The organism is Empedobacter sp. R750 (assembly GCF_030324345.1).
Lineage (GTDB): Bacteria > Bacteroidota > Bacteroidia > Flavobacteriales > Weeksellaceae > Empedobacter > Empedobacter falsenii_C.
Genome location: NZ_JACAGF010000003.1, coordinates 63,776 through 88,413, shown reverse-complemented (window position 1 = coordinate 88,413; position 24,638 = coordinate 63,776). Strand labels below are relative to the sequence as shown.

General features: G+C 32.3%; 28 protein-coding genes, 2 tRNA genes and 1 pseudogene. 11 read left to right on the top strand and 20 right to left on the bottom strand.

The window, feature by feature from the left end:
• Positions 1–5: 5 nt before the first annotated feature.
• Genes hemC through hemE form a run of 3 tightly spaced genes read left to right on the top strand, consistent with a single transcriptional unit; the run spans position 6 to position 2,624 of the window.
• Positions 6–932, top strand: coding sequence for a hydroxymethylbilane synthase (gene hemC / locus HXZ74_RS04510; RefSeq protein WP_180904970.1), 927 nt, complete (start codon positions 6–8; stop codon positions 930–932).
• Positions 932–1,609, top strand: a complete 678-nt coding sequence (locus tag HXZ74_RS04505) for a uroporphyrinogen-III synthase (RefSeq protein WP_280051037.1) — start codon at positions 932–934, stop codon at positions 1,607–1,609. The genes hemC and HXZ74_RS04505 overlap by 1 nt, the downstream gene beginning before the upstream one ends.
• On the top strand, positions 1,596–2,624 hold the full coding sequence (gene hemE, locus HXZ74_RS04500) for a uroporphyrinogen decarboxylase (RefSeq protein WP_115001423.1): 1,029 nt from the start codon (positions 1,596–1,598) through the stop codon (positions 2,622–2,624). Before HXZ74_RS04505 ends, hemE begins: the two co-directional genes overlap by 14 nt.
• Before the next feature lie 200 nt (positions 2,625–2,824).
• Here hemE and HXZ74_RS04495 read toward each other — a convergent pair whose 3' ends face one another.
• Positions 2,825–3,358 carry a GNAT family N-acetyltransferase gene (locus tag HXZ74_RS04495; RefSeq protein ID WP_286474043.1) on the bottom strand — a complete coding sequence of 178 codons (534 nt, stop codon included), beginning with the start codon at positions 3,356–3,358 and terminating at the stop codon, positions 2,825–2,827.
• 148 nt (positions 3,359–3,506) lie between these two features.
• Between HXZ74_RS04495 and HXZ74_RS04490 the strand changes: the two genes are divergently transcribed.
• Positions 3,507–4,286, top strand: a complete 780-nt coding sequence (locus HXZ74_RS04490) for a superoxide dismutase (protein ID WP_286474040.1) — start codon at positions 3,507–3,509, stop codon at positions 4,284–4,286.
• Positions 4,287–4,356: 70 nt separating this feature from the next.
• Here the strand turns inward: HXZ74_RS04490 and HXZ74_RS04485 are convergent, their stop codons facing one another.
• The 10 genes from HXZ74_RS04485 to HXZ74_RS04440 form a co-directional block, all read right to left on the bottom strand.
• Complete coding sequence (locus HXZ74_RS04485; RefSeq protein WP_115001418.1) at positions 4,357–4,680, bottom strand: T9SS type A sorting domain-containing protein; 324 nt, start codon at positions 4,678–4,680, stop codon at positions 4,357–4,359.
• 129 nt (positions 4,681–4,809) lie between these two features.
• Positions 4,810–5,634 (bottom strand): translation elongation factor Ts, encoded by an 825-nt coding sequence (tsf, locus tag HXZ74_RS04480; protein ID WP_038334478.1) that lies wholly within the window; start codon positions 5,632–5,634, stop codon positions 4,810–4,812.
• Positions 5,635–5,748: 114 nt separating this feature from the next.
• A complete protein-coding gene (gene rpsB / locus HXZ74_RS04475; protein WP_115001416.1) occupies positions 5,749–6,495 on the bottom strand; it encodes a 30S ribosomal protein S2 in 747 nt (248 codons plus the stop codon).
• A 124-nt stretch (positions 6,496–6,619) separates the two neighbouring features.
• Complete coding sequence (rpsI, locus tag HXZ74_RS04470) at positions 6,620–7,006, bottom strand: 30S ribosomal protein S9 (protein ID WP_038334481.1); 387 nt, start codon at positions 7,004–7,006, stop codon at positions 6,620–6,622.
• Between the two features lie 9 nt (positions 7,007–7,015).
• Positions 7,016–7,471, bottom strand: a complete 456-nt coding sequence (gene rplM, locus HXZ74_RS04465; RefSeq protein ID WP_038334665.1) for a 50S ribosomal protein L13 — start codon at positions 7,469–7,471, stop codon at positions 7,016–7,018.
• A gap of 354 nt (positions 7,472–7,825) precedes the next feature.
• Complete coding sequence (locus HXZ74_RS04460; protein WP_115001415.1) at positions 7,826–8,686, bottom strand: fumarylacetoacetate hydrolase family protein; 861 nt, start codon at positions 8,684–8,686, stop codon at positions 7,826–7,828.
• A 123-nt stretch (positions 8,687–8,809) separates the two neighbouring features.
• On the bottom strand, positions 8,810–9,949 hold the full coding sequence (locus HXZ74_RS04455) for an acyl-CoA dehydrogenase family protein (RefSeq protein ID WP_115001412.1): 1,140 nt from the start codon (positions 9,947–9,949) through the stop codon (positions 8,810–8,812).
• Positions 9,950–10,001: 52 nt separating this feature from the next.
• Positions 10,002–10,790: a type IX secretion/gliding motility protein PorT/SprT gene (porT, locus tag HXZ74_RS04450; protein WP_280062563.1), complete on the bottom strand. Its 789-nt coding sequence runs from the start codon at positions 10,788–10,790 to the stop codon at positions 10,002–10,004.
• 26 nt (positions 10,791–10,816) lie between these two features.
• The gene (gene ubiE / locus HXZ74_RS04445; RefSeq protein ID WP_038334486.1) at positions 10,817–11,557 is read right to left on the bottom strand and encodes a bifunctional demethylmenaquinone methyltransferase/2-methoxy-6-polyprenyl-1,4-benzoquinol methylase UbiE; all 741 of its coding nucleotides are present in this window, start codon (positions 11,555–11,557) and stop codon (positions 10,817–10,819) included.
• A 25-nt stretch (positions 11,558–11,582) separates the two neighbouring features.
• Positions 11,583–12,146: a hypothetical protein gene (locus tag HXZ74_RS04440; protein ID WP_115001408.1), complete on the bottom strand. Its 564-nt coding sequence runs from the start codon at positions 12,144–12,146 to the stop codon at positions 11,583–11,585.
• Between the two features lie 123 nt (positions 12,147–12,269).
• On the opposite strand from HXZ74_RS04440, the gene HXZ74_RS04435 reads away from it, so the two are divergent.
• Entirely contained in the window at positions 12,270–13,343 is a 1,074-nt protein-coding gene (locus HXZ74_RS04435; RefSeq protein ID WP_038334667.1) for a 3-oxoacyl-ACP synthase III family protein, read from the top strand.
• A gap of 22 nt (positions 13,344–13,365) precedes the next feature.
• Entirely contained in the window at positions 13,366–14,424 is a 1,059-nt protein-coding gene (aroC, locus tag HXZ74_RS04430) for a chorismate synthase (RefSeq protein WP_280062561.1), read from the top strand.
• A gap of 82 nt (positions 14,425–14,506) precedes the next feature.
• Here aroC and HXZ74_RS04425 read toward each other — a convergent pair whose 3' ends face one another.
• Together HXZ74_RS04425 and HXZ74_RS04420 are read right to left on the bottom strand one after the other, a co-directional pair.
• Positions 14,507–15,187, bottom strand: a complete 681-nt coding sequence (locus HXZ74_RS04425; protein WP_280062560.1) for a LytR/AlgR family response regulator transcription factor — start codon at positions 15,185–15,187, stop codon at positions 14,507–14,509.
• Positions 15,174–16,241, bottom strand: a complete 1,068-nt coding sequence (locus tag HXZ74_RS04420; RefSeq protein WP_286474036.1) for a sensor histidine kinase — start codon at positions 16,239–16,241, stop codon at positions 15,174–15,176. Before HXZ74_RS04420 ends, HXZ74_RS04425 begins: the two co-directional genes overlap by 14 nt.
• A gap of 142 nt (positions 16,242–16,383) precedes the next feature.
• On the opposite strand from HXZ74_RS04420, the gene HXZ74_RS04415 reads away from it, so the two are divergent.
• Positions 16,384–17,208, top strand: a complete 825-nt coding sequence (locus HXZ74_RS04415) for a DUF5694 domain-containing protein (RefSeq protein WP_286474034.1) — start codon at positions 16,384–16,386, stop codon at positions 17,206–17,208.
• Between the two features lie 208 nt (positions 17,209–17,416).
• Here HXZ74_RS04415 and rplI read toward each other — a convergent pair.
• The 3 genes and pseudogenes from rplI to rpsF form a co-directional block, all read right to left on the bottom strand.
• Positions 17,417–17,914 (bottom strand): annotated as a pseudogene (gene rplI / locus HXZ74_RS04410) (50S ribosomal protein L9); the annotation flags it as partial.
• Between the two features lie 21 nt (positions 17,915–17,935).
• Positions 17,936–18,238, bottom strand: coding sequence for a 30S ribosomal protein S18 (rpsR, locus tag HXZ74_RS04405; RefSeq protein WP_019976570.1), 303 nt, complete (start codon positions 18,236–18,238; stop codon positions 17,936–17,938).
• Positions 18,239–18,246: 8 nt separating this feature from the next.
• On the bottom strand, positions 18,247–18,594 hold the full coding sequence (rpsF, locus tag HXZ74_RS04400) for a 30S ribosomal protein S6 (protein ID WP_038334492.1): 348 nt from the start codon (positions 18,592–18,594) through the stop codon (positions 18,247–18,249).
• A 338-nt stretch (positions 18,595–18,932) separates the two neighbouring features.
• Between rpsF and HXZ74_RS04395 the strand changes: the two genes are divergently transcribed.
• Positions 18,933–20,237 carry an aminopeptidase P family protein gene (locus HXZ74_RS04395; RefSeq protein WP_280045316.1) on the top strand — a complete coding sequence of 435 codons (1,305 nt, stop codon included), beginning with the start codon at positions 18,933–18,935 and terminating at the stop codon, positions 20,235–20,237.
• Positions 20,238–20,310: 73 nt separating this feature from the next.
• Here HXZ74_RS04395 and pncB read toward each other — a convergent pair whose 3' ends face one another.
• Together pncB and HXZ74_RS04385 are read right to left on the bottom strand one after the other, a co-directional pair.
• Positions 20,311–21,513, bottom strand: a complete 1,203-nt coding sequence (gene pncB, locus HXZ74_RS04390; RefSeq protein WP_286474032.1) for a nicotinate phosphoribosyltransferase — start codon at positions 21,511–21,513, stop codon at positions 20,311–20,313.
• Positions 21,514–21,609: 96 nt separating this feature from the next.
• On the bottom strand, positions 21,610–22,365 hold the full coding sequence (locus tag HXZ74_RS04385) for a hypothetical protein (RefSeq protein WP_286474029.1): 756 nt from the start codon (positions 22,363–22,365) through the stop codon (positions 21,610–21,612).
• 67 nt (positions 22,366–22,432) lie between these two features.
• On the opposite strand from HXZ74_RS04385, the gene HXZ74_RS04380 reads away from it, so the two are divergent.
• Positions 22,433–22,846: an RNA-binding S4 domain-containing protein gene (locus tag HXZ74_RS04380; protein WP_115001391.1), complete on the top strand. Its 414-nt coding sequence runs from the start codon at positions 22,433–22,435 to the stop codon at positions 22,844–22,846.
• Here the strand turns inward: HXZ74_RS04380 and HXZ74_RS04375 are convergent.
• Entirely contained in the window at positions 22,843–23,370 is a 528-nt protein-coding gene (locus tag HXZ74_RS04375) for a shikimate kinase (protein ID WP_280062554.1), read from the bottom strand. The two genes, HXZ74_RS04380 and HXZ74_RS04375, sit on opposite strands and share 4 nt — an antisense overlap.
• Positions 23,371–23,372: 2 nt before the next feature.
• Positions 23,373–23,978: a hypothetical protein gene (locus HXZ74_RS04370; RefSeq protein WP_286474026.1), complete on the bottom strand. Its 606-nt coding sequence runs from the start codon at positions 23,976–23,978 to the stop codon at positions 23,373–23,375.
• Between the two features lie 298 nt (positions 23,979–24,276).
• On the opposite strand from HXZ74_RS04370, the gene HXZ74_RS04365 reads away from it, so the two are divergent.
• Both HXZ74_RS04365 and HXZ74_RS04360 read left to right on the top strand, forming a co-directional pair.
• Positions 24,277–24,349, top strand: a tRNA-Lys gene (locus tag HXZ74_RS04365).
• A 97-nt stretch (positions 24,350–24,446) separates the two neighbouring features.
• Positions 24,447–24,519, top strand: a tRNA-Lys gene (locus HXZ74_RS04360).
• Positions 24,520–24,638: the final 119 nt, after the last annotated feature.

Below are 24,638 nucleotides of genomic sequence, written 5' to 3'. Positions count from 1 at the left end.
CAATCATGAAAACAATAAAAATTGGTACACGTCAAAGTCCGTTAGCGCTTTGGCAAGCCAATAAAGTTGCTTCTATTCTTGAGGCAAAAGGTCATCCAACAGAAATCGTTCCGATTACTTCTGAAGGTGATGCAAATCTAAAACAACCCATTTATTCATTAGGTTTAACAGGTGTTTTTACGCGTTCATTGGACATTGCTTTGTTGAATGATCAAGTGGATATTGCGGTTCATTCGTTGAAAGATGTACCAACTGTTTTACCAGAAACATTAGAGTTGATTGCATATCCAGAGCGTGCAAGTTCTGCGGATATTTTGGTGTACAAATCGGAAGATATTTTCGAGAAAGAACACCGAATTATTGCAACAGGATCTTTGCGTCGTAAAGCATTTTGGAATCATAAATATCCAAATGATACGATTGTAGATTTACGAGGAAATGTGCAATTACGTCTGAAAAAGTTGCAAGATAATGCAGATTGGGACGGAGCTGTATTTGCTTTTGCAGGTTTGGATCGTTCAGAAATTTTAGATGAATTGGCAGAAAAAGGTCTTCATTATAAAGTGATTGATTGGATGATTGCTGCGCCATCACAAGGGATTTTGGGAATTGTTGCCAAAGAAGGTTTTGATTTGAGTGATATTAATAATCCGCAATGTGAACTTTTTGCAACAGTAGAACGTCAATTCTTGAATGTTTTAGAAGGAGGTTGTACAGCGCCAATTGGTGCGTTAGTTGAAAAAATTGATGAAGAAAATTACTCGTTCAAAGGAGCAATTTTATCAATTGATGGACAAGAGATGATTTCAATCGAAAGACAATTCAAAGCAGATGAATATTTGACGAAAGGTCGTGAGTTTGCTGAAGAATGTATTGCGCAAGGTGCAGCAAAAATGATTGAAGAAATTAAAAAAGAAATCGGAACGAAATAGTGCGAACGAAAGTTTTATTCACGAAGTTTATTTCTCCTGAATTGCTTGAAAAAGAATTTGGAACTGATGTTGAGGTGGTTTGTAAACCAACTTTACAAATTGAATTGACTTCGAAAAATGAAATTTCTGCACAGGTTGATGAATCCGTTCATCAATTTATCGTGACGAGTCAAAATACAGTAAATGCCATTCAAGGATTGGAATTGAATGGTCATTTTTTTGTTGTTGGAAAAAAAACGGCAGAAAAACTAAAAGCACAAAACAGAGAAGTTGTGTTGGTTGAAGATTATGCAGAAGATTTAGCTCCGAAATTGATTTCAGGAAATTATTCTCCGAAATGGAATTTTTTATGCGGTTCTTCGCGCCGAGATTTGTTGGTAAATGAATTGTCAAAAGCAAATCACAAAGTCAATCAAATTATGACATATCAATCAGAACAAATTGTTTATCAATTAAATGAAACTTTTGATGCGTATGCTTTTTTTAGTCCGTTGTCATTCAAAGCGTTTCATCAACAAAATGAAATTTCAGAAAGTTCGCGTATTTTTACAATCGGAAATACAACAACCTCTGCGATACAAGAAGTTTATCCAAATTATGAAATTATAACTGCGCAAACACCTTTGGTGGAAGTGGTTATCGAAAATATAAAAAAATACATCAATGATAAAAAATGATTTGCTTTTAAAAGCATTGAGAGGTGAGGAGGTAGAGCGTCCGCCAGTGTGGATGATGCGTCAAGCAGGACGTTATTTACCAGAATTTATCGAATTGAGAGATAAATATGATTTCTTTACACGTTGTCAAACGCCAGAATTAGCGGCTGAAATTACAGTTCAACCAATTCGTCGTTTTCCGTTGGATGCAGCCATTATCTTTTCGGATATTTTGGTTGTACCACAAGCAATGGGAATGAATTTCGAGATGAAACCTGGTGTTGGTCCGTGGTTAGAGAATCGTATTCGTACAGCTCAAGATGTAGAAAAAGTTTATATTCCTGATGTTGAAGAAGAGTTAGGTTACGTTTATGCAGCGATGGATATCACAAAGAAAGAATTGGATAATAATATTCCGTTGATTGGTTTTGCAGGATCGCCTTGGACATTGTTGTGTTATGCAGTGGAAGGTCGTGGTTCTAAATCTTTTGATCAAGCGAAAGGTTTCTGTTTCCAAAATCCAGTTGCAGCGCACCAATTGTTAGAGAAAATCACTCAAACTACGATTCAATATTTGTTGAAAAAAGTGGAACATGGTGCAAATGTGATTCAGATTTTTGATTCTTGGGGTGGAATGTTATCTCCAAAAGATTATGACGAATTTTCTTGGAAATACATCGAGCAAATTGTGAACGAAGTTTCTAAAGTAGTTCCTGTAACAGTTTTTGCAAAAGGTTGTTGGTTTGCTTTAGAGAAAATGGCAGATTCTAAAGCTTCTGCTTTGGGTGTTGATTGGACAATTACGCCACAATTAGCGCGTGAGTTTACAGGTTTCAAAAAGACGTTACAAGGTAACTTTGATCCTTCTCGCTTGTTATCTCCACCAGAAACTATTCAGCAAATGGTAAAAGAAATGATTGACGATTTTGGTCCGTATAAATATATTGCCAATTTAGGTCACGGAATTTTACCAAATATTCCAGTAGAAAATGCACAAGCTTTTATAGAAGCTGTCGTAAATTATAAGAGAGATTAATTTCTTTATTTAACAGAAAATCCGAAGTTTATTCTTCGGATTTTTTAGTTATTTAATTTCATTTATGTACATAAATGAGTGTTTATTATCATATTTTTTATAGCGACATTCCCTAAAATAATTGCCAGATTTAATTCTTATTTTCCAATTTATATTTGAAAAGAAGGTAAATGGTTGAACAAATTTTTTTGTATTGGTTATTAATTAAAATTAACAATCCATTTAGGTTCTTTTCCTTTTTGAGGATTCTCACAATCCCAAATTTCTATAAAATTGTCATTAAAACTAATGTCTTTTTTTAGATTAATTTCACAAACACTTCCAAATATTTTATTCATATATAATCTGGAGTTATGTTTTAAAGCATTTTCGGGGTAATAAGAAAAACCTAGCTTATTCCATATATATTGAGATTCTATAGGTGAACAAAATAAGTAAACTGCTATATATCCTAATTTTGAGAACTCCTCAATTAAATTACTAATTAATAATTTTGCAACTCCTTGTTTTTTATACAAATCTTTTGTTTCAGCTAAAGAAATATAAATTGCAAGTATTTCTATTTTATAAGCTATGTAGCCTATAACTTTATCATTAATTTTTGCAATTACAAGACCTGTTTTTTTATAACAATCCCATATTTCTCCTCTATCAGATGAAGTCCATGAAAAAATATCCTCAATTTCCTTTTCATTTGGTGTAAATTTAATTTCTATTTTATATTCTTCATACATATTAAACTTTTATAAAAAATGTCAATCAAATTTAATTAGTTTATTTCATTTTAACAGAAAATTAAAAGAAATCAATTTTATATTCGATAGTTTTAGTATATTTTAGTAGAAATATTAATATCATAAGTAAACTACATAAAAGAATAAGATGAAAAAGGGTATATTTTTGATGTCAGTTTTGGGTGTTCTTCTCTTTGTTCAGTCATGCGAAACGAAGAAAGAAAATGCTGACTCAACAACTAAAGAAGTTGTAAAACAAGATACAGTGCAAGCTGCTGCAGAGCCTGTTGGAAATCCTACAGATGTTAAAGCTGACCCAGGAACTTTCCAAATTAAACCTTTGAAATATGGTTACGATGAATTGAACGAATACATTGATGCAAAAACAATGGAAGTTCATTTCTCTAAACATTATTTAGGATACATCAACAAATTGAATACAGCACTAAAAGAAGCAAATATCAAATCGAATGATATTGTAGACATTTTGAAAAAAATGGATATGAATAATGCTGCTTTACGCAACAATGCTGGTGGATATTACAATCACATGCTATATTTCGATATTATGTCTCCAACGCCGCAGAAAGCGCCTACAGGAGATCTTAAAGCGAAGATTGATGCAACATTTGGTTCTACAGAAGAATTGATGAAACAATTGGACGAAGCGGGTTCTAAACGTTTTGGTTCTGGTTGGGCTTGGTTGGTTGTGAAAGCGGACGGAAGTTTGGCGGTTACAAGTACAGCAAATCAAGATAATCCATTGATGCCAGGAGCAGAGGTTGCAGGAACGCCAATTTTAGGAATTGATGTTTGGGAACATGCTTATTATTTAAAATATCAAAACAAACGCGATGATTATTTGAAAGCGTTTAACAATGTTTTGGATTGGAAACAAGTTGAAGATAATTACAAGAAAGCGAAATAGACTTTCGAGTAACGACATAAAAAAAGCTTCTCAAATTTTTGAGAAGCTTTTTTGTTTTATATGAATAATTTTAATTCTTAATCAACGATTGTGTTTCTGTTGTTCCATCTTCATTAAAAACGCGAACAATGTATTTTCCTTTTTTCAAACTTTGTACATTAAAGTTTGCTTTTTGGCTTCCATCTAATTTTTTATTCATCACTTCATTTCCGATAATCGAGTATATCGACACTGAACTTGCTTTCGATGGATTATCAAATTTTATTGTAAACGTAGAACTCGCAGGATTTGGATAAATGCTAACAGAGCCTTTGTCCTGATCAAATCTCGACTGAGCTGATGCAGATGTTATGGTGAATAAAAATATAGTTATAAATAGTATAAAGTGTTTCATATGCTTGTAATCCTAACAAATATAAAAATAAATAATTATAAAACAAACATTTCAAAATATATACCAAACAAAAAAGTGATGCTAAATTTTAGCATCACTTTAAGATATATAATAAAAATTATAAACTTATTATAAGCTGTAACGGATAAATCCAGTTACTTTCAAGTCAGCGTTAACAGCTTTAACGACATCTTGAACAGAAGTTTTTCCGTCTTTGATTGACGCTTGGTGAACTAATGTATTCTCTTTGAAGAATTTTTGTAATTTACCTTGAGCGATGTTTTCAATCATATTTTCTGGTTTACCTTCTGCAACTAAAGTTTCTCTAGCGATAGATAATTCAGTGTCAATTACAGATTGAGCAACAGAAGTTTCATCTAATGCTACTGGGTTCATAGCAGCAACTTGCATAGCAACGTCACGAGCTACTTCAGAAGCACCTTCTACGTTAGCAGATAAAGAAACTACAGCACCAATTTTGTTACCAGCGTGGATGTAAGAATTAACGATAGCACCTTCGATAGCTTGGAAAGTACCAATTTCGATTTTTTCTCCAATAACACCTGTTTGCTCAGTTAATTTTTCACCAACTGTAATTCCTGCGAATGGTAAAGCTAATAATTCTTCTTTAGAGTTAACTGTTAAAGCTAAATCAGCGATTTCGTTAGCCATAGCAACGAAAGCTTCATTTTTAGCAACGAAGTCAGTCTCACAGTTCAAAGCGATAACGATACCTTTAGTTTGGTCAGCGTTAACTTTAGCGATAACTGCACCTTCTGTAGAATCACGGTCAGCTCTTTTAGCAGCTACTTTTTGTCCTTGTTTACGTAAAACTTCTACAGCTTTATCGAAATCTCCACCAGCTTCTTCTAAAGCTTTTTTAGAGTCCATCATTCCCGCACCAGTTGCGTTTCTTAATTTACTTACCTCAGCGGCTGTTGCTTTGTAGCTCATAGTAATATTTTTATTTTGTTTCTTAATATTTTAAATAAAAGTAGCTCGTACACCACAAAGTGGTGTAGGAGCTACAAGGTATATTATATCGATGAATTGATCATCAAGTTAATGTTAAGCTTCTTTTGTTTCAGCTCCTTCTTCTTTACCTTCTTTTGCTTTTTCTTTTTCTGCTTTACGTGTAGATAAACCAGCTTTGATAGAATCAGCTACTGTAGATAAGATGATATCGATAGATTTAGAAGCATCATCATTTGCAGGGATTGGGAAATCTACTTGACGAGGGTCAGTATTTGTATCAACCATTGCAAAGATTGGAATACCCAATTTTTGAGCTTCAGCTATAGCGATGTGCTCACGTACAATATCTACAACAAATACTGCAGATGGTAAACGTGTCATATCAGCGATAGAACCTAAGTTTTTCTCTAAAGATGCTCTTTGACGATCAACTTGTAATCTTTCTTTTTTAGATAGTGTTTCAAACGTACCGTCTTTTTTCATACGATCGATTGAATTCATTTTTTTAACTGCTTTACGGATAGTAACAAAGTTAGTTAACATCCCACCAGGCCAACGTTCTGTAATATAAGGCATGTTGATTTCTTCAGCATGCTTAGCTACAACATCTTTTGCTTGTTTTTTAGTTGCAACAAAAAGAACTTTACGTCCAGATGCAGCAATTTTTCCTAAAGCTTCAGATGCTTCATCTAATTTCACTGCAGTTTTGTGAAGGTCGATGATGTGGATTCCGTTTTTCTCCATAAAAATATAAGGAGCCATAGCCGGATTCCATTTTCTTGTTAAGTGACCAAAGTGCACACCAGCACCTAATAAGTCCTTTACATTTACTTTTGCCATTTTCTTTTTTTTAGTTTACGTTCCGTTATCTCAACAAGCAACAAACAAGTGGTCGAAAAATTCTAGCCTTATTTGTTTAGATGCTAAACCAACGGAAAATGGATTTTTTAATGAATTGAATAAATTAACGTTTAGAGAATTGGAATTTCTTACGCGCTTTCTTTTGACCGAATTTTTTACGTTCAACCATACGTGGGTCACGTGTTAATAACCCTTCTGGTTTTAATTGTAAACGAAAATCTGCGTCAACTTCACATAAAGCTCTAGAAATTGCTAAACGAATTGCTTCAGCTTGACCAGTGATTCCACCACCAAATACTTTGATATCTACATTGTATTTCTCTTTTGTACCAGTGATTAAAAATGGTTGTTCTACTTTGTATTGTAATACTGCCGTAGGGAAGTAGATTGCTAACTCGCGCCCGTTAATGAAGATTTCTCCATTACCTTCTTGTAAGTATACACGAGCAACAGATGTTTTTCTACGTCCGATTTTATGAACTATTGCCATGGAATTAGATTATAAATATTCGTTAATATCGATTTGTTTTGGTTGTTGAGCTTCGTGATTGTGCTCAGTACCAACAAATACATGTAAATTAGTCAATAATTTACTACCTAATTTATTTTTAGGTAACATTCCTTTTACTGACTTTTCGATTAAGCGTACAGGATCTTTTGCAAAAACTTCTTTCGCAGTTAAAGATCTTTGTCCACCTGGGTAACCTGTGTGACGAATGTATAATTTGTCATCCCATTTGTTACCTGTTAATTGAATTTTGTCAGCGTTTAAAACAATTACATAATCTCCACAATCTGCATGAGGAGTGAAGTTTGTTTTGTGCTTACCTCTGATAAGCTTCGCAACACCTGACGCTAAACGACCTAATGATAAGTCAGAAGCGTCCACAACTACCCATTCTTTCTGAGCAGTTTCTTTGTTGGCTGATGAAGTTTTGTAACTTAAAGTGTCCACTATCTTGATTTTTAATATTTTATAAATTACCGACAATCCGATCGGGGTGCAAATGTACAAAATGATTCTGTTTTCCCAAAAGATTTTAGGAATTATTCGTCACTTTGATGGATTTGTACCATTTAGACGGTTGTCAAAACGTTTGCAAAATTACGTTAATTAATTGAATATCCAATATTTTTTTCGAATTAGACGTTCTATTTAATTGATAGATTGTTTTAAAATCAATAATTGATTGGATGAAAAAGAATACGTTTTATCGTTTAATCAATTAAGTATGATACTAAACAGAAGTTAAAAACGTGCAATTCAAATTTTGAATTGCACGTTTTTTTATTGTAAGATATCTTATTTTTAACCTCTTGAGAAAGGTAAAATAGTTTGAGTTGTAGAACCTAAACCATCAATTCCATACTCGATAACATCTCCTGGTTTTAACCAAACTTGAGGTGTTTTTCCCATTCCTGATCCTGCTGGAGAACCTGTAGAAATAATATCTCCAGGTAAGAAAGACATGAATTGAGATAGGTAGGAAATTAATTTAGGAATGCGGTAAATAAAATCACTTGTATTACCATCTTGCATTAATTCTCCGTTTAATTTTAACCAAACACGTAAATTATTTACATCCTCGATTTCGTCTTTTGTTGCAATAAAAGGACCTACAGGTGCAAATGTATCACATCCTTTTCCTTTGTCCCAAGTTCCTCCACGCTCTGTTTGGAATGCACGCTCAGAAATATCATTAATCAACGCATAACCATATACGTGATTCATCGCATTTTCTTCCGTTACATTATTTGCTTTTTCACCAATAATAATACAAAGTTCTGTTTCCCAGTCCATTTTTGTAGAACCATTTGGTTGCATAATTCCGTCTTCTGGTCCGTTAAACGATTGATTTGCTTTGATAAACATAATCGGCTCTGCTTGTTGCTCCAAACCTGTTTCTTTTACGTGATCATCGAAGTTAAGACCTACACAAACAATTTTTCCTGGACGAGTTAAAGGCGTACCAATACGTACATTGTCTTCAACTAAAGGCAAACTGTTAATGTTTTGCTCGATATATTTTTGTAAAGTTTCTTGTTTTTCGGTATTTCCAAAAAAATCATCATCATAAATAATTCCAGATGCTGAAACATCAAATTTTTTCTCATCGATGATTACACCTGATTTCTCCTGACCTTTTGGTCCGAATCTAAAAATTTTCATCTTCTTTATATTTTTTCCGCCACAAATATACGACGTATTGTTTTTTGATTAAATAAATAAAAAAAGACATCTGTCATTAACAGATGTCTCATAAAGATAAAAAATAATTATATTTATCTAAAATTATTTAGCAATTCCTCTCGAAATTACAATTTTTTGAATTTCTGATGTTCCTTCGTAAATCTGAGTAATTTTTGCATCACGCATCATACGCTCTACATGATACTCGCGAACATAACCATTTCCTCCATGAATTTGAACGGCTTCCGAAGCAACTTCGTTCGCTGTTTTAGAAGCAAATAGTTTTGCCATTGCACCAGAAATAGAAATATCTTTTCCTTCATCTTTCTCAACAGCAGCTTTGAAACATAACATACGAGCAGCTGTAATATTAGTTGCCATATCTGCTAATTTGAATGCAACAGCTTGGTGATTGATGATTTCTGTTTTGAATGCTTTACGAATTTTTGCATAATCTAATGCTAATTCATAAGCGCCTTGTGCAATACCTAATGCTTGAGAAGCAATACCGATACGTCCTCCGTTTAAGACATTCATTGCGAAAGCAAATCCAAATCCATCTTCACCGATACGGTTTTCTTTTGGAACTTTTACATCATTAAAGAATAATGAATGTGTGTCAGAACCACGGATTCCCATTTTTTGCTCTTTTGGTCCAATTTCGAAACCTGCCCATCCTTTTTCTACGATGAAAGCATTGATTCCTTTGTGACCTTTTTCTGGATCAGTTTGAGCGATTACTAAATAAGTAGAAGCTGTTCCACCATTCGTAATCCAGTTTTTTGTACCATTTAATAAATAGTGATCTCCCATATCTACCGCAGTAGTTTTTTGAGAAGTAGCATCAGAACCAGCATCTGGCTCAGATAAACAAAAAGCTCCGATTACTTGACCAGAAGCTAATGGTACTAGATATTTTTGTTTTTGATCTTCGTTACAATATTTTTCCATACCAGCACAAACCAAAGAGTTGTTAACTGACATGACAACAGCAGCAGAAGCATCAACTTTAGCGATTTCTTCCATTGCAATGACATAAGAAACGCTATCTAAACCAGATCCTCCGTATTTTGGGTCAACCATCATACCTAAGAATCCAAGTTCTCCCATTTTTTTTACTGCATCAGTTGGGAAAGTAGATGTTTCGTCGCGTTCGATAACTCCTGGTAATAACTCAGCTTTAGCGAAGTCGCGAGCAGCTTCTTGAATCATTAATTGTTCTTCCGATAATTGAAAATTCATGTGATTATATTATTTATGGTTTTTATTATTTTATGATTATGACTTTAAATTTTTATTCAAATTTTAGAGAAAAAACAAATGCTCTGGTTGATAATGAATTCAAACTTCCTGTCCAATACTTTTGTGAAGCATCTTTATCAGGAACAATTTCATTATTAAAGAAGAACATACCTTTTAGAGCTGGTGTAAGTTTAAATCGTTTGAAATAAATTTCAACACCAATTTCTGCTTGCCAGTTAAAATTATTCGTTGTAGTTCTGAAAACTCCAGTTTCGTTATCGTCTTCTTTGTTTTCGTTTGATTGTAAATTCATTAGATAACCCAAACCTCCTTGAATGTATGGACGTGTATTGAACCAACGATCTCCGTGAAAGTTAAGTAACAACGGAATTTCGATATAAGTAGATTTTACTTCGCGTGTTATTTTAGAAGGGTCTTCTATTGTTTCACCTGTAGCAGGATCCAAGTAGTTATTGAAATGTAAAATACGTTGAGCAAAATGCAATCCTGGTTCTGATTTTAAATCAATATAATCATTTACTCGCATTTTTGCGATTAATCCAACAGAGAAACCAGCTTTACTTTCTTGATCTAAATAAACTAAACCGTGTTCATTTACCCCATCATCATCTGGTGTTTGAGGAGTTCCTGGTAACGGATTTGTTTGAGCTTTAGGAACAATCTTGTAACTCATCATATTAGTTCCCAAGAAATATCCAAAACTAAATTTTTTCTGATCAGTTTCAGTTCTGTTTTCGCTTCTGTCATTATTAGGGCGAAACTGTGCATTTGCAATGCTTGCAACAGTTAACGATAATGCGATGATTAGATTTTTTCTCATAGACTTTCAACGAATAACAAGCAAATTTATTTTATACTTTTATAAATGCTTGCAATACCAAAAGTAAGTTTTTTATCAATAGGTTGTGTAAATTTTACACTTTTCAAGATATTTTTCATTTCTTCTCCATGTGGAAAAGCACGAACTGAATCTGGTAAATAGGTATAAGCACTTTGATCTTTCGAAACCATTTTACCAATTGCAGGTAAAATATTTTTAGAATAAAACGTGTACAATTGTTTCATAGGGAAAGCCGTTGGATAAGAGAATTCTAAAATAACGAAAGTTCCTCCAGGTCTTAAAACACGGTTGATTTCTGCTAAACCTTTCTCTAAGTTTTCAAAATTACGAACACCAAAAGAAACGGTTACACAGTCAAAAGTGTTATCAGGAAAAGGTAAATTTTCCGAATCACCTTGTACCATTTCGATACGATTTTCTAATCCAGCTTCTTTTACTTTTTTGCGACCAACTTCCAACATTCCGTTAGATAAATCTAATCCAGTAATTTTTGCATCAGTATTTTTACCCATCATAATCGCCAAATCTCCTGTTCCAGTCGCGATATCTAAAATCGTTTTTGGTTGAGAAGCTTTTACCATTTTGATAACATCTTTTCGCCATTGAATGTCGATTCCCATTGATAAAACACGGTTTAATAAATCGTATTTTGGCGAAATATTATCGAACATTTGCTCGACTTGTTTCTTTTTATTTAGATCTGATGCTTCGTAAGGAGTTACTGCATCGTGTTGATGATTTGCCATTTTGTAAAGTTATAAAATCTAAATCTTATTCGTAATTCTCGAAATAAAATTGTTTAAAATCTTCTTTGTTAAATATTTTCGATAAATCAGTTGCTTTCTCGCTTCCGCCACTTTTTATGAACATTTTAGGATAATCCTGATCAATGTTATAGTAAAAGTTTTCGATGTATAATTGAGAAGATTTTTCGATAATTCCGTGATAAACCTTGTTATCTATTGCAATGTTGTTTGATAAAAAGATAGAATCTTTGTTTTTTCTAACACCATAAGGTCGTGTAAATGTATAATATTCTTGATGTGTAGGATTTATAAAACCATTTGCTCTTGTAATATCTACAACCGTATCTACATTTTTATTATTAAAACTATAAACGATATGCGCTTTTCCTTTTTTCAGGTCTACTCGTGCATTTTGTTGCGGTGCAATTGTAAAATCTTTATCGTTAATTTTGATTGTCAAGGTTTTGTTTGATGGATTGTCAATCACATACCCATCTTTTTTGCTCAAAAAAGTGTTATAAATAACAACGATCAAAGCAGCTAATCCACAGACGATTAAAAGACCAATTAATGAAGGATTTTTTTTCATGCTGCTAAATTAATTATACTTTATTAATTTCGGTATGAGTTATTACATATTTTTCATGACTATTTTAATGAAATGTGTAACTTTGTCGCTATTATTTTTTTATTAAAATTGAACAATATTAATATGATAAACTCTGTAATTACAGGTTCTGGACACTATTTACCAAATAGAATTGTTACGAACGAAGATTTTGTTAACCACGAATTTTATGACGAAAGTGGAAATCGTTTGGATAAAACTGGTGAAGAAATTACGCGTAAATTTGAGGAAATTACAGAAATCAGAGAAAGAAGATATGTAGAAGATGATTTATTAAATTCTGATATCGCAACTTTTGCAGCTAAAAAAGCAATTGAAGAATCTGGCGTTAATCCAGAAGAATTAGATTATATAATCGTTGGGCACAACTTTGGAGATATTGATCCTGTTGGTCATCAAATTGATATTATGCCGTCAATTTCGGCAAAAGTGAAACACAATTTAGGAATCAAAAACCTAAAATGTAAGCCTTATGATATGACATTTGGTTGTCCTGGTTGGATAGAATCATTGATTTTAGGACATCAATTTATTCAAGCAAATATTGCAAAGAAAGTTTTGGTAATTGGTTCTGATACGTTATCTCGTGCTGTAGATCCACATGATCGTTCTGCGATGATTTTTGCAGATGGAGCAGGAGCAGTGGTTTTGGAAGCAAAAGAAGCTGACTATAAATATGGAATCATCAATCATGAAACTTTAAGTTATACAGGTGATGAATTGGCTTATTTGACAAATGGACGTTCTGCTAATCCAGACTATAAAGGTTCAATCAAAACAATTAATATGAAAGGTCGTAAAGTTTACGAATTCGTATTAAAAAATGTTCCACCAGCAATAAAAGAATTGTTAGACGAAACAAATTTATCAATTACTGATATTGATAAAATTTTATTGCACCAAGCAAATGCAAAAATGGATCATGCGATGATAGAGCGTTTATACAAATTATATGGTGTGGCTGTTCCAGAAAAAATTGATCCAATGACGGTTCAATTCTTAGGAAATACATCTGTAGCAACGGTTCCTACAATGTTTGATTTAATCAAAAAAGGAGAATTAGCTCCTCATCAATTTCACGCAAATGATAAAATTATTTTAGCTTCTGTTGGAGCTACAATGAATGTTAATGCAGTGATTTATCAATTCGAAAAATAAAAACAAAAACTCATATACTATTGTGAATACATTCGGAAGACTATTTAAAATTTCAACTTTTGGCGAAAGTCATGGTGTAGCGATTGGAGGTGTAATTGATGGCGTTCCAAGTGGAATCGAATTAGATTTTGATTGGATACAAGCACAATTAGATCGTCGTAAGCCAGGGCAATCTGCAATTGTGACACAACGAAAAGAACCAGATACAGTACAATTTCTTTCAGGTATTTTTGAAGGAAAAACAACAGGTGCTTCTATCGGGTTTATTATTCCGAATGATAATCAAAAATCTCACGATTACGATCATATCAAAGGCGTTTTTCGTCCTTCTCATGCCGATTTTACATACGAAACCAAATATGGTGTTCGCGATCATAAAGGTGGAGGAAGAACTTCTGCGCGCGAAACGGCGAATTGGGTTGTAGGTGGCGCTGTTGCAAAACATGTGATTCCAAATATCACTATTACGGCTTATGTAAGCGGAGTGGGTGAGTTGAAGTTGGATAATGATTATTCTACATTAGATTTTTCTAAAATTGAAGATACGGCAGTACGTTGTCCAGATCTAGAAATGGCAGAAAAAATGATTGATCGTATCAAAGAAATTCGCAAAGAAGGAGATACAATTGGAGGTGAAGTGACTTGCGTTATTCAAAATGTGCCAGTTGGTTTAGGTGAACCAATTTTTGATAAATTGCACGCGCGTTTAGGGCAAGCAATGATGTCGATAAATGCGGTGAAAGGTTTTGAATACGGCGAAGGTTTTGCTTCTACATCAATGAAAGGTTCAGAAATGAATGATCAATTCAATCAAGACGGAACAACAAAGACCAATTATTCTGGAGGAATACAAGGTGGAGTTTCGAATGGAATGAATATTTATTTCAAAGTTGCTTTCAAGCCAGTTGCGACATTAATGCAAGAACAAACGACATTGAATGCTGATGGCGAAATGGTAGAAATGCATGGAAAAGGTCGTCACGATCCTTGTGTTGTTCCAAGAGCCGTTCCTATTGTAGAAAGTTTAGCTGCGATGGTTTTGGCTGATATGTTGCTGATACAACGAACAAGAAATATATAAAAAACAAAAAACTCCAACTTTTAAAGTTGGAGTTTTTTGTTTTGCATAACGCATAACGCATAACGCATAACGCATAACGCATTTAACCAAAATCCTTCATTTCTTTTCTGTATGTTTCTCCAATTGGTAAAATTTTCTGATTGAGATAAACAGAATTACCATCTATTGAAGTTAAAAAATCAAGATTGATGATATACGAACGATGAATTCTTTTGAAATGATTTGGTAATTTTTCTTCGAAAGATTTCATGGTTTCTAAGACTAATATTTTTTCAGTTTTGGTATGAATTCGAATATAATCTTTCAAACCTTCAATGTATATTAAGTCCGAAAAATTAATTTTCACTTGCTTTCCATCTGCTTTTACAAACAAATAAGTTGACTGATTTTTAGTTGATGTCATTTGAAAAAAATCAACATACTTTTTTACTGATGAATCAAAACGATCTTTCGTAATAGGTTTCAATAAATAATCAACCACATGAAAATTAAAACTTTCTAAAGCATAATCTTGATAAGCAGTTGTAACAATAAATTTCTGAGAATGATCAAGGATTTTCATCAATTGAATTCCTGTTAATTCGGGCATTTGAATATCTGTGAAAATAAGATCAACTTTATTATTTTTGAGAAAATCAATTGCTTCAAAAACTTCGGTTGTAGCAAGTGAAACAATTAAATTTTCATTTTCAGAAGCGTGTTTTTTTAATAATTCAACAGCCAAAGGTTCATCGTCTAAAATAATACACTTAATTTTCGTCATTTAAAGGAATTTTTAGGTAAATATGAAAGGTTTCATAATCGTTTTTAATCTCGAAATTATAATTATTTCCGAAATAATAATTCAATCTTTTTTTCAAATTTGTTAATCCAATTCCAGAAGTTTCATCTTTTTGATGTTGGTTAATTTTATTTGAAACGGAAATCTCAAGGTATTCAGAATTGGTTTTTAAATTGATTTTAATTGGATGATTAATGTTTTTTACAACGCCATGTTTTATTGCATTTTCGATTAAAGGTGAAATAATATACGGATGAATCAATTTTTTAGAATTCTCAATCAAAAATTCTTTTTCAACATAAAATTTTTCTCCATAACGAATCTGCTCCAAATCTAAATATTGATTGATGTAATCAATTTCTCGTTCAATTTCTATTTTATCTTTATTGGTTTCGTAGGTTGTAAAACGCATAATTGCACTCAAATTTTCGATTGCTTTCAGCGAATGAGGAGAATTTACACTCACCAAACTATAAATATTATTAAGGGTATTAAACAAAAAATGAGGATTAATTTGAGATTTAAGAAAATTAATTTCAGCTTCTTTTTTCTCTTTTTCTATAATGTTATTTTGTTTTAGAGTATGAATTGAATGGAATGTCATCCATAAAAAAAGTGACGAAAAAACGATGAAAGAACCATAATGTAAATTGTCGTAAATGTAAAAACTAATCGTTGTTCCTTCAAAATAATTGACTTTGTGAAACAAAAAATCTGTAATAATTTGCTCAATAAAATAACGAACAATAATAAATGTTGTAAAGGAACATATTATAGAGAATAATATCGATTTCCAATTGATATTTTTTAGAAAATAAGGAGCAATAAAAAAATAGATAATAAAAATTGTAATTAACTGAACAATATACATTGTTGATGCAAATAAGTTAATTGCTTCAAAAAATGAATTTCCGTTAGTTAGATTAACTAATCCAATTGTTATGTAGTCAAACAGAATGTAAATAAGCCAGAACCCTAAAAGTATAAGTACACTTTTTTGTTTCGAGAAACTTAAATTTTTTTTATCACTCTCCATTGTTTTTGTTTTTTGTAAAATTAGATTCTTTTCTAGATAAAAGTGAAGTGATTCGTCGATAAATCAAATGGGTTAGTCGATAAATAGAAGTCAATTTTTTCAGAATCACAGAAATTTGAATCATAATTAAAAATTAATTCAAATGAAAAACTTATTTATCACAATCATTACCGTTTTAGGTTCTGTTAATTTATCTGCTCAGGCAAAATATAATTTTCAAACAAAATTTGATGATGCGATTCCAGTTCTTAATGTTGGGACTTTTCACATGGGCTATACGACAGATGCTAATTCGACAGAGTTTGACGAACATAATAAAGAGAATATTCGACAAGTACATGAATTAGCAAATAAAATTGCAGCTTTTAAACCAACAATTATTTTGGTTGAACAAGAGCCGTATAAGAATAAGAAAATTGCCACGGCTTATTCAGATTATTTAAAGAATCCAAAAATGAAATTTGAAAAACCTACCGAGATTGAGTTATTAGCTTATGAAGTTGGACGATTAAGCGGAACGAAACAGATTTATGGAATCGATTATCAGAAAGATTATTACTATCTGCTTTCTTCTGCATTAAAAGATCAACAAGATACCATAACATATAAAAAATATGGTGAGTTGTTTTCTTTGAATGAGAAAAAGAATAAGATTAATGAAGATAAAATGAATGTTATGGAATTATTTTGGTTGAATAATCAACCTGATTATTTGGATGCACTGATTAATTATAATGCAGATTTATTAACCACTGTTTCTGTAAATGGTTATCCATTGGGAGCGGAGCAAGCGGCAAAGTTTTATGAAAGAAATTTGTGGATGTTTGCGAATATGAACAATGTGCCAATTACAAAAGACGATCGTATTTTTGTATTAATGGGAGCTACACATACGGCTTTCTTTAAAGATTTCTTACGACGTTCGCCAAAGTTTAAAGAAGTAAATACGTTAGATTATCTAAAATAAAAGCATAAAAAAACCTCGCAAACTGCGAGGTTTTTTATATATAGTTGAATAATAATTATTCTTCTGTAGATGGAGTTTCTTCTGTAGCAACTTCTTCAGATACTTCCTCTTTTTTCGCTTTCTTGTCGTTAGCGTAAATTGGGTTATCATAGTTGAAGAAAGAACCTTCTTCTTTAGTAGCATTAGCTGCTTTTTGAGCATCTAATTTAGCTAATTCTGCTCTAGTTTTAGCAGCTTCTTCAGCAGCTTTGATAGATGCAGCATCTGGTACAATTTCAAATCCGAAATCTACTTCAACATCTCTGTGGAAACGAACTTTAGCTTCGTATTTTCCTAAACGTTTGATAGTATTTCCAGGGATTCTAATGTTTTTCTTCTCGATTTCAACACCAGCTTTAACTAAAGCTTCTGCTAAATCTGCATTGTTGATAGATCCAAATAATTTGTCTCCAGAACCAACTTTAGCGTCGATTTTAACAACTAAACCATCTAATTTAGCCGCTTTTTCTTTCGCTGCAGAGATTAATGTAGCTTCTTCAGCTTTACGAGCGTCTAAAACTTCATTTAATTCTTGTACATTTTTTGGAGTTGCAACTGATGCTAATCCGCGAGGGATTAAGAAGTTACGTGCGTATCCAGGTTTTACTGAAACAACTTCAAATTCAAAACCTAAACCTTCTACATCTTGTCTTAAAATTACGTTCATGATATTTTAATATTTAGGTTATTATTTTAATTGATCACCAATAAATGGCATTAATGCTAAGTGACGAGCTCTTTTGATCGCTTTAGAAACTTTTCTTTGGTATTTTAAAGATGTTCCTGTGTAACGACGAGGTAAAATTTTACCTTGCTCATTCACGAATTGAATTAAGAAATCAGCGTCTTTATAGTCAACGTATTTGATTCCAAATTTTTTGAAACGACAATATTTTGAGTTTGATTGTGTTTCGATATCTAAAGGAGATAAATAACGGATTTCTGATTCGCTACCTCCAGCTGCTTTTTTTGCTAAATCGTCAATTGCCATAGCTTTGCTTATTTGTTAGAGTTAGACTTTAATTTTGTTCTACGTTTTTCTGCCCAGTCCATACCGTGTTTGTCTAATTTCACAGTTAAGAAACGGATTACACGCTCATCACGTTTGTAAGCAACTTCTAATTGAGAAACTAACTCGTTATTGTCTGATTTAAATTCTACTAAGTGGTAGAATCCATTTCTTTTGTTTTGAATTGGGTAAGCTAATTTTTTTAAGCCCCAGTTCTCTTTTGCTACGATTTCACCACCGTTAGCAGTAACAAAGTCATTGAATTTATTAACTGCTTCCTCTACCTGAGAATCAGATAGAACGGGAGTCAAAATGAAAACAGTTTCGTAATGTGTCATTTTTAACTTCTTTTAAGTTATTATTTATACTAAAATTCGAGGTGCAAATATAAGAATAATTATTTGAATATCGCAAATGAATAATTATTGAATTTTTATAGAGGGTTTATTTGTTGAATATTATCGTTTTATCATATTGACGTTAAAAAAATATTGACTTTTTTTAAAAAAAATTTGCAGTTTAAAAAAAGTAGCTTACATTTGTCAACATAAAAGGCTAATGGCTTTTTCATAGGTTTAGGTTGGTTAAGGTTAAAACCCTCGTTTCTGCGAGGGTTTTCCTTTTTTTTCTAAAAACATCTTCTTAAATTTGGTCATAATAATTAATGTAAAATTTTATGACAACAAAATACAATCCTATTTCAAGCGAATTATTCGTAAAGAACAGAGCGAAATTTGTAAAAGCAATGAAACCTCGTTCTCTTGCTATTTTCAATTCTAACGATATTTATCCAATTTCTTCAGATTCTACGTTACCATTTGCGCAACATCGTGATATTTTTTATTTATCTGGAGTTGATCAAGAAGAATCTATTTTATTGATTTTCCCTGATGCTTACGATCCAAAATATAAAGAAGTATTATTTGTTCGTGAAACGAACGATCATATTGCAGTTTGGGAAGGAGAAAAATTATCAAAAGCTCAAGCAACAGAAGTTTCTGGAATCAAAACTGTACTTTGGTTACAAGATTTACCAAATGTTTTACGTAAATTGATGGTAGAAGCGGATAATGTTTATGTAAATAAAAACGAGCATTATCGCGTAACAGAAGCGCCACAAGTAGAAACGCGCGAAGATCGTTTTGTAAAACAATTGAAAGCAGATTATCCTGGACATACTTATTTACGTTCAAATCCTATTTTGCAACGTTTACGTTCTGTAAAAGAAGTGGAAGAAATTGCTTTGATTCAACAAGCGTGTGATATTACAGAAAAAGGTTTTCGTCGTATTTTAAATTTCGTAAAACCTGGTGTTTGGGAATTCGAAATCGAAGCTGAGTTTGTTCATGAGTTTTTACGTAATCGTTCGAAAGGTTTTGCATACACGCCAATTATTGCGTCTGGAAATAATGCAAATGTGTTACATTATATTCAAAATAACCAAGAATGTAAAGATGGTGATTTGATTTTGTTTGATGTTGCTGCAGAATATGCAAATTATTCATCAGATATGTCACGTACAATTCCGGTTAATGGAAAATATACAAAACGTCAACGAGAAGTATATGATGCGGTTTTACGTTGTAAAAAAGAAGCGGAAACAATGTTAGTTCCTGGAAATAATTGGTACAAATATCACGAAGAATTAGGAAAAGTTTATACTTCTGAATTGTTAGGTTTAGGTTTGTTGGATAAAGCAGATGTACAAAACGAAGATCCAGCTTGGCCAGCTTACAAAAAATACATGATGCACGGAACGTCTCATCACATGGGATTAGATACACATGATTATGGTTTATTGACTGATGATTTTGTGGCTGGAATGGTTTTCACAAACGAGCCAGGATTCTATATTCCTGCAGAAGGTTTTGGAATTCGTTTGGAAGATGATTATGTAATTCAAAAAGAAGGAAAGCCTTTCAACTTGATGCAAAATATTCCGTTAGAAGCAGAAGAAATCGAAGATTTAATGAATAAATAATCTTTCATTATATTAAATGATAACAAAAATGGAACTCAATATTGAGTTCCATTTTTTATTTTAAAGAAAATTCTTAATCATTTTCTGGCGCATCATGCGATGGAATGTCATCTAAATCTAACATTTCTTTAGCAAGAGCAATCATACGTGAAGTTCCAGTGTGTTTATTTTTTTCGTCCGAAAGTTTTACAACGCCTGTCCATTTTATATCTATCGAAGAAATTTCTGTTAATTTCATTACAATATTCATTGGTTTTAAATCAGTGTCGTTTGTTAAGTTGGTTCCAATTCCAAATGATAATCCAATTCTTCCTTTGAAAGCTTTTGTAATCATTTCCACTTTTTCTGAATTTAATCCATCCGAGAAAATAATCGTTTTGAATAAAGGATTGATGCCCATTTTTTCGTAATGCGCAATTGTTTTTTCTCCAAATTCAATTGGATCTCCAGAATCATGACGAACTCCATCAAATAATTTAGATAATTTTTTATCAAATTGTCCAAAGAAAACATCCGACGTATACGTATCTGTCAAAGCAATTCCTAAATCGCCATAATAAACTTTTACCCAACGATCTAAGCTGATTGAATTCGCAATTTTGAATCCGTAACGAGCACCATGAAACATAAACCATTCGTGAGCATGAGTTCCAATTGGTTTTACGCCATATTTATGTGCAAAGTGAACATTAGAAGTTCCAACAAAACTTTTTCCTTTATGATTTGTTAATTCTTTCATCACTACATCATGAACTTCGTAACTGTGACGACGACGAGTACCAAATTCCGCAACTGTAACGCCAAGACGATTGTATAAATCAACTTTATCGCTTGTACGTTTTGTGATTTCTTCGTTCGAAATGCGTTGTGCATTTGTCAATTTATAGAAAATTTCACTAATCAAACACAAGATTGGAACTTCCCACAGAATTGTACGATACCAATATCCTTCTACGTGAACTTCTACATCAGTTCCGTTTTGGGTGATTTTCACTTCATTTGGATCATAGCGATAACCTTGCAAAAAGTCTAAATAAGCAGGACTTAAATAAGGGCAATTCGTTGTGAAAAAGTTTTTTTCGTCTTTGGTTAAAGCAAGAGAAGCCATTGCGTTGATTTCTTTTTGCAATTCATCTGCAAAACCTTCAGGAAATTGGTGTTCACCACGGTTGATGAATTTATAGCGAGCCATTACATCTGGATACAATTTTGTAACGCCAAATTGCATGGTGAATTTATAGAAATCGTTATCGATAATAGATTTTATAATACTCATTTTTTAGGTTTAATTCTAATACATTTTGAAATTTAAAGATAAAAAAAAACCATCAATGTAGATGGTTTTTGTAAGATTATCTTGTTTTGAAGATAATTATTTTGTTGTTCTTTTCTCGATTTTAGGTAATTCGAAATTGAAAATATAACTTATGTCTCTATATGCGCTTAATTGGTCAGAAATTCCTATGCCCGAAGAATATACTTTGTTTCTACCGTAAGCTAAACGAGAAGGTAATATAATTACACCTTGAAAGTTGTATAAATCATTTGTAGAACGGTTTGTTGTTTTGAAATGTTTTAATCCTTCTATAAAATTCTTTAATTCTAAATGTTCTCTTTTTACTCCATTTTTAGCTTCTGTTTCAGTTGGGATAAAATAATAAAAACTAGGATCTTTCACAGCCGATCCATCACCAGAATTTGGCGTTCCTCCTGTAGATATAGATCCATATTTTCTTTTATAATCTGTACTATTAGTCGCTAAAAAAGTTCCAATATTATAAGAAATATAAATAGATGTACTATCATTAGAAAGAATAGTTTCTCCAGTTCCTTTATGATTAGGGTTTTCGGCATACCAAATTCCTAAGTTATCTTGTTTTGCTAAAGATTTTAAAGAAGGATATTTATCGTCCTCATTATCTTTTACGTCATCAAACTTTGTAAGTTTTCCATTTTTAGGATTGAAATAGAAATCTTCCATGTATTGTTGAATAGCCTCATCATCTAATGCATTACGTTCTTCAACTGGAATTTTAGTTTCTTTACTTACACCGTTATCATCATCATTATTACATCCTACTAAAACAGCAGAACATGCAATTAAAGTAACGAAGAATTTCTTTATCATGTTATTTCGATTTATATTGCGAATTTAGAAAAAATATTAGTTTAACCTAACAAATATTCAGTTTTAAATGAGATTAGATAAATTTCTTTGGAGTGTTAGATATTATAAAACGAGATCTTTAGCGGCTGATGCGGTAAAAAAGAATCGTGTAAAAGTGAATGGAGATGTAGCAAAAGCGTCGCGAGATATAATTCCGGGTGATGCGATTGAGGTGAGAAAAGATCAAATTAATTTATCTTTTAAAGTATTGCAAGTGCCAAATAATAGAATTGGAGCTAAATTGTTAACCTTGCATATTGTGGATACAACGCCAAAAGAAGAATATGAAGTTTTAGAGCTTCGAAAGCTTTCGCAAGATTATTATCGTGAAAGAGGTGAAGGTCGACCAACGAAAAAAGATCGGCGAGATTTGGATGATTATTTAGAAGAAGGTGGAGAAGATGCAGAAGGTATCATTATAAAAGGAGAAGATTTGGATTAATTCCAAATCTTCTCCTTTTTAAGATGTTTCATAATTTCGTCCAAAATTTCTAATGTACTTTGGTTTGAAATACTGATTGTATATTTTGCCTTTTCATAAAACTGATTGCGCTCAAACAAATGTTTCGCAATAAACTCCATCATTTCTTCATCAGAAAGATGAGCAATCAAAGGTCGAGTTTCTTTTTTATTTTCCAATCGTTTGACCAATTGCGGTAATTGCACACGCATGAAAATTGAAATTGAATTGTTGGCAATCTCATCCATATTATCGTAATAAACAGGAGTTCCACCGCCTAAAGAAAGCACAATATTTGTTGAAGTCAAAACTTCTTTTAAGGCTTCTCTTTCTTTTTTTCGAAAACCTAATTCGCCTTCTTTTTCAAAAATCTCACTAATTTTTGCTTGATATTTATTTTCGATAAAATCATCAAGATCGATAAATTCGAAACCAAGTGCTTTGGCTAAATCTTTTCCGGTAGTCGATTTTCCGCTACCCATATATCCTACTAAAGAAATAATCATGATTAGTCTACTGGTAAGTCTTCTGAATAAAAAATAGTTAATCTCGCATATCCATCAAACGTATCAATTTGATACGAATACGTATTTTCCAAACGTCTTGCATCATAACGCTCTACATTATATGTTACCTGATAATCTTCGTTGGTAACAATAGAATTTGAATGATGATATTTAGATTTTGGCGCATCTTTTTTGATTTCTGCTCTATATTGATTCAAGAATTTAATCGGAAAAGAATACGTTAATTTGTAAACAATCTCTTGCGAAACCTGTATTGCTGTTATTTTATTCAAAAACATCGTTCCTTGATTATTTTTTTTGATTTTCAAAGAATCTAAACGATCAGAATTTTGAATGTATAAATTTTTTCCAAGTTTAGAAACTTTGAAACAACGATCATTCAATTTTTGATGAATAATCTGTGGTTGATCTTTTATCAATTCCTTTAACTCTTTCAATGCAAAATTAGATAAATGTGCATCTTTTGTTTCTTGATTACAATTGTTTGCATATTCAGAATCGGGTACGTCTGCCTCTGGATTATCAGATTTTTTACACGACACCACCGAAAACAAAGCAATAATAATATATAGTATATTCTTCTTCATTCTAAAATTTCAATCTTTAAATAGCGTTCCGAAAATAATTTCGGTTCACATAGATTTAGATTTGCTGGTTGACAAATATAGTATATAAATCATTTATCAAATGTATAAAATGATGTTTCTATGGCTTATTTTTTCAGTTTTCTTACTCGAAATTCTATCTTTCAAAAAAAAACTAAAAATTTATCTAAATTTAAGTTCTTAAAACCGAAATGATTAATTAATAAATTGTAAAAAACTTCACAAAACGTTTGTTAAATTAGTATTAAACGCCCTATATTTGCACTCGATTTAAGAAACCGACCTGGTAGCTCAGTTGGTAGAGCACAACACTTTTAATGTTGGGGTCCTGGGTTCGAGCCCCAGCCAGGTCACTTAGTCAAAACGTTCTTTTTTATATAAGAAAAATAAAAACGTCTTTCGTTTTGTAAACTCAGATATAATCGTATATTTGCAGTCCGAAAAAACGGAGACCTGGTAGCTCAGTTGGTAGAGCACAACACTTTTAATGTTGGGGTCCTGGGTTCGAGCCCCAGCCAGGTCACAAACTTCTAGTTATTGAGAAGTCTAAAAACAATAACACTCCAAAACGGAGACCTGGTAGCTCAGTTGGTAGAGCACAACACTTTTAATGTTGGGGTCCTGGGTTCGAGCCCCAGCCAG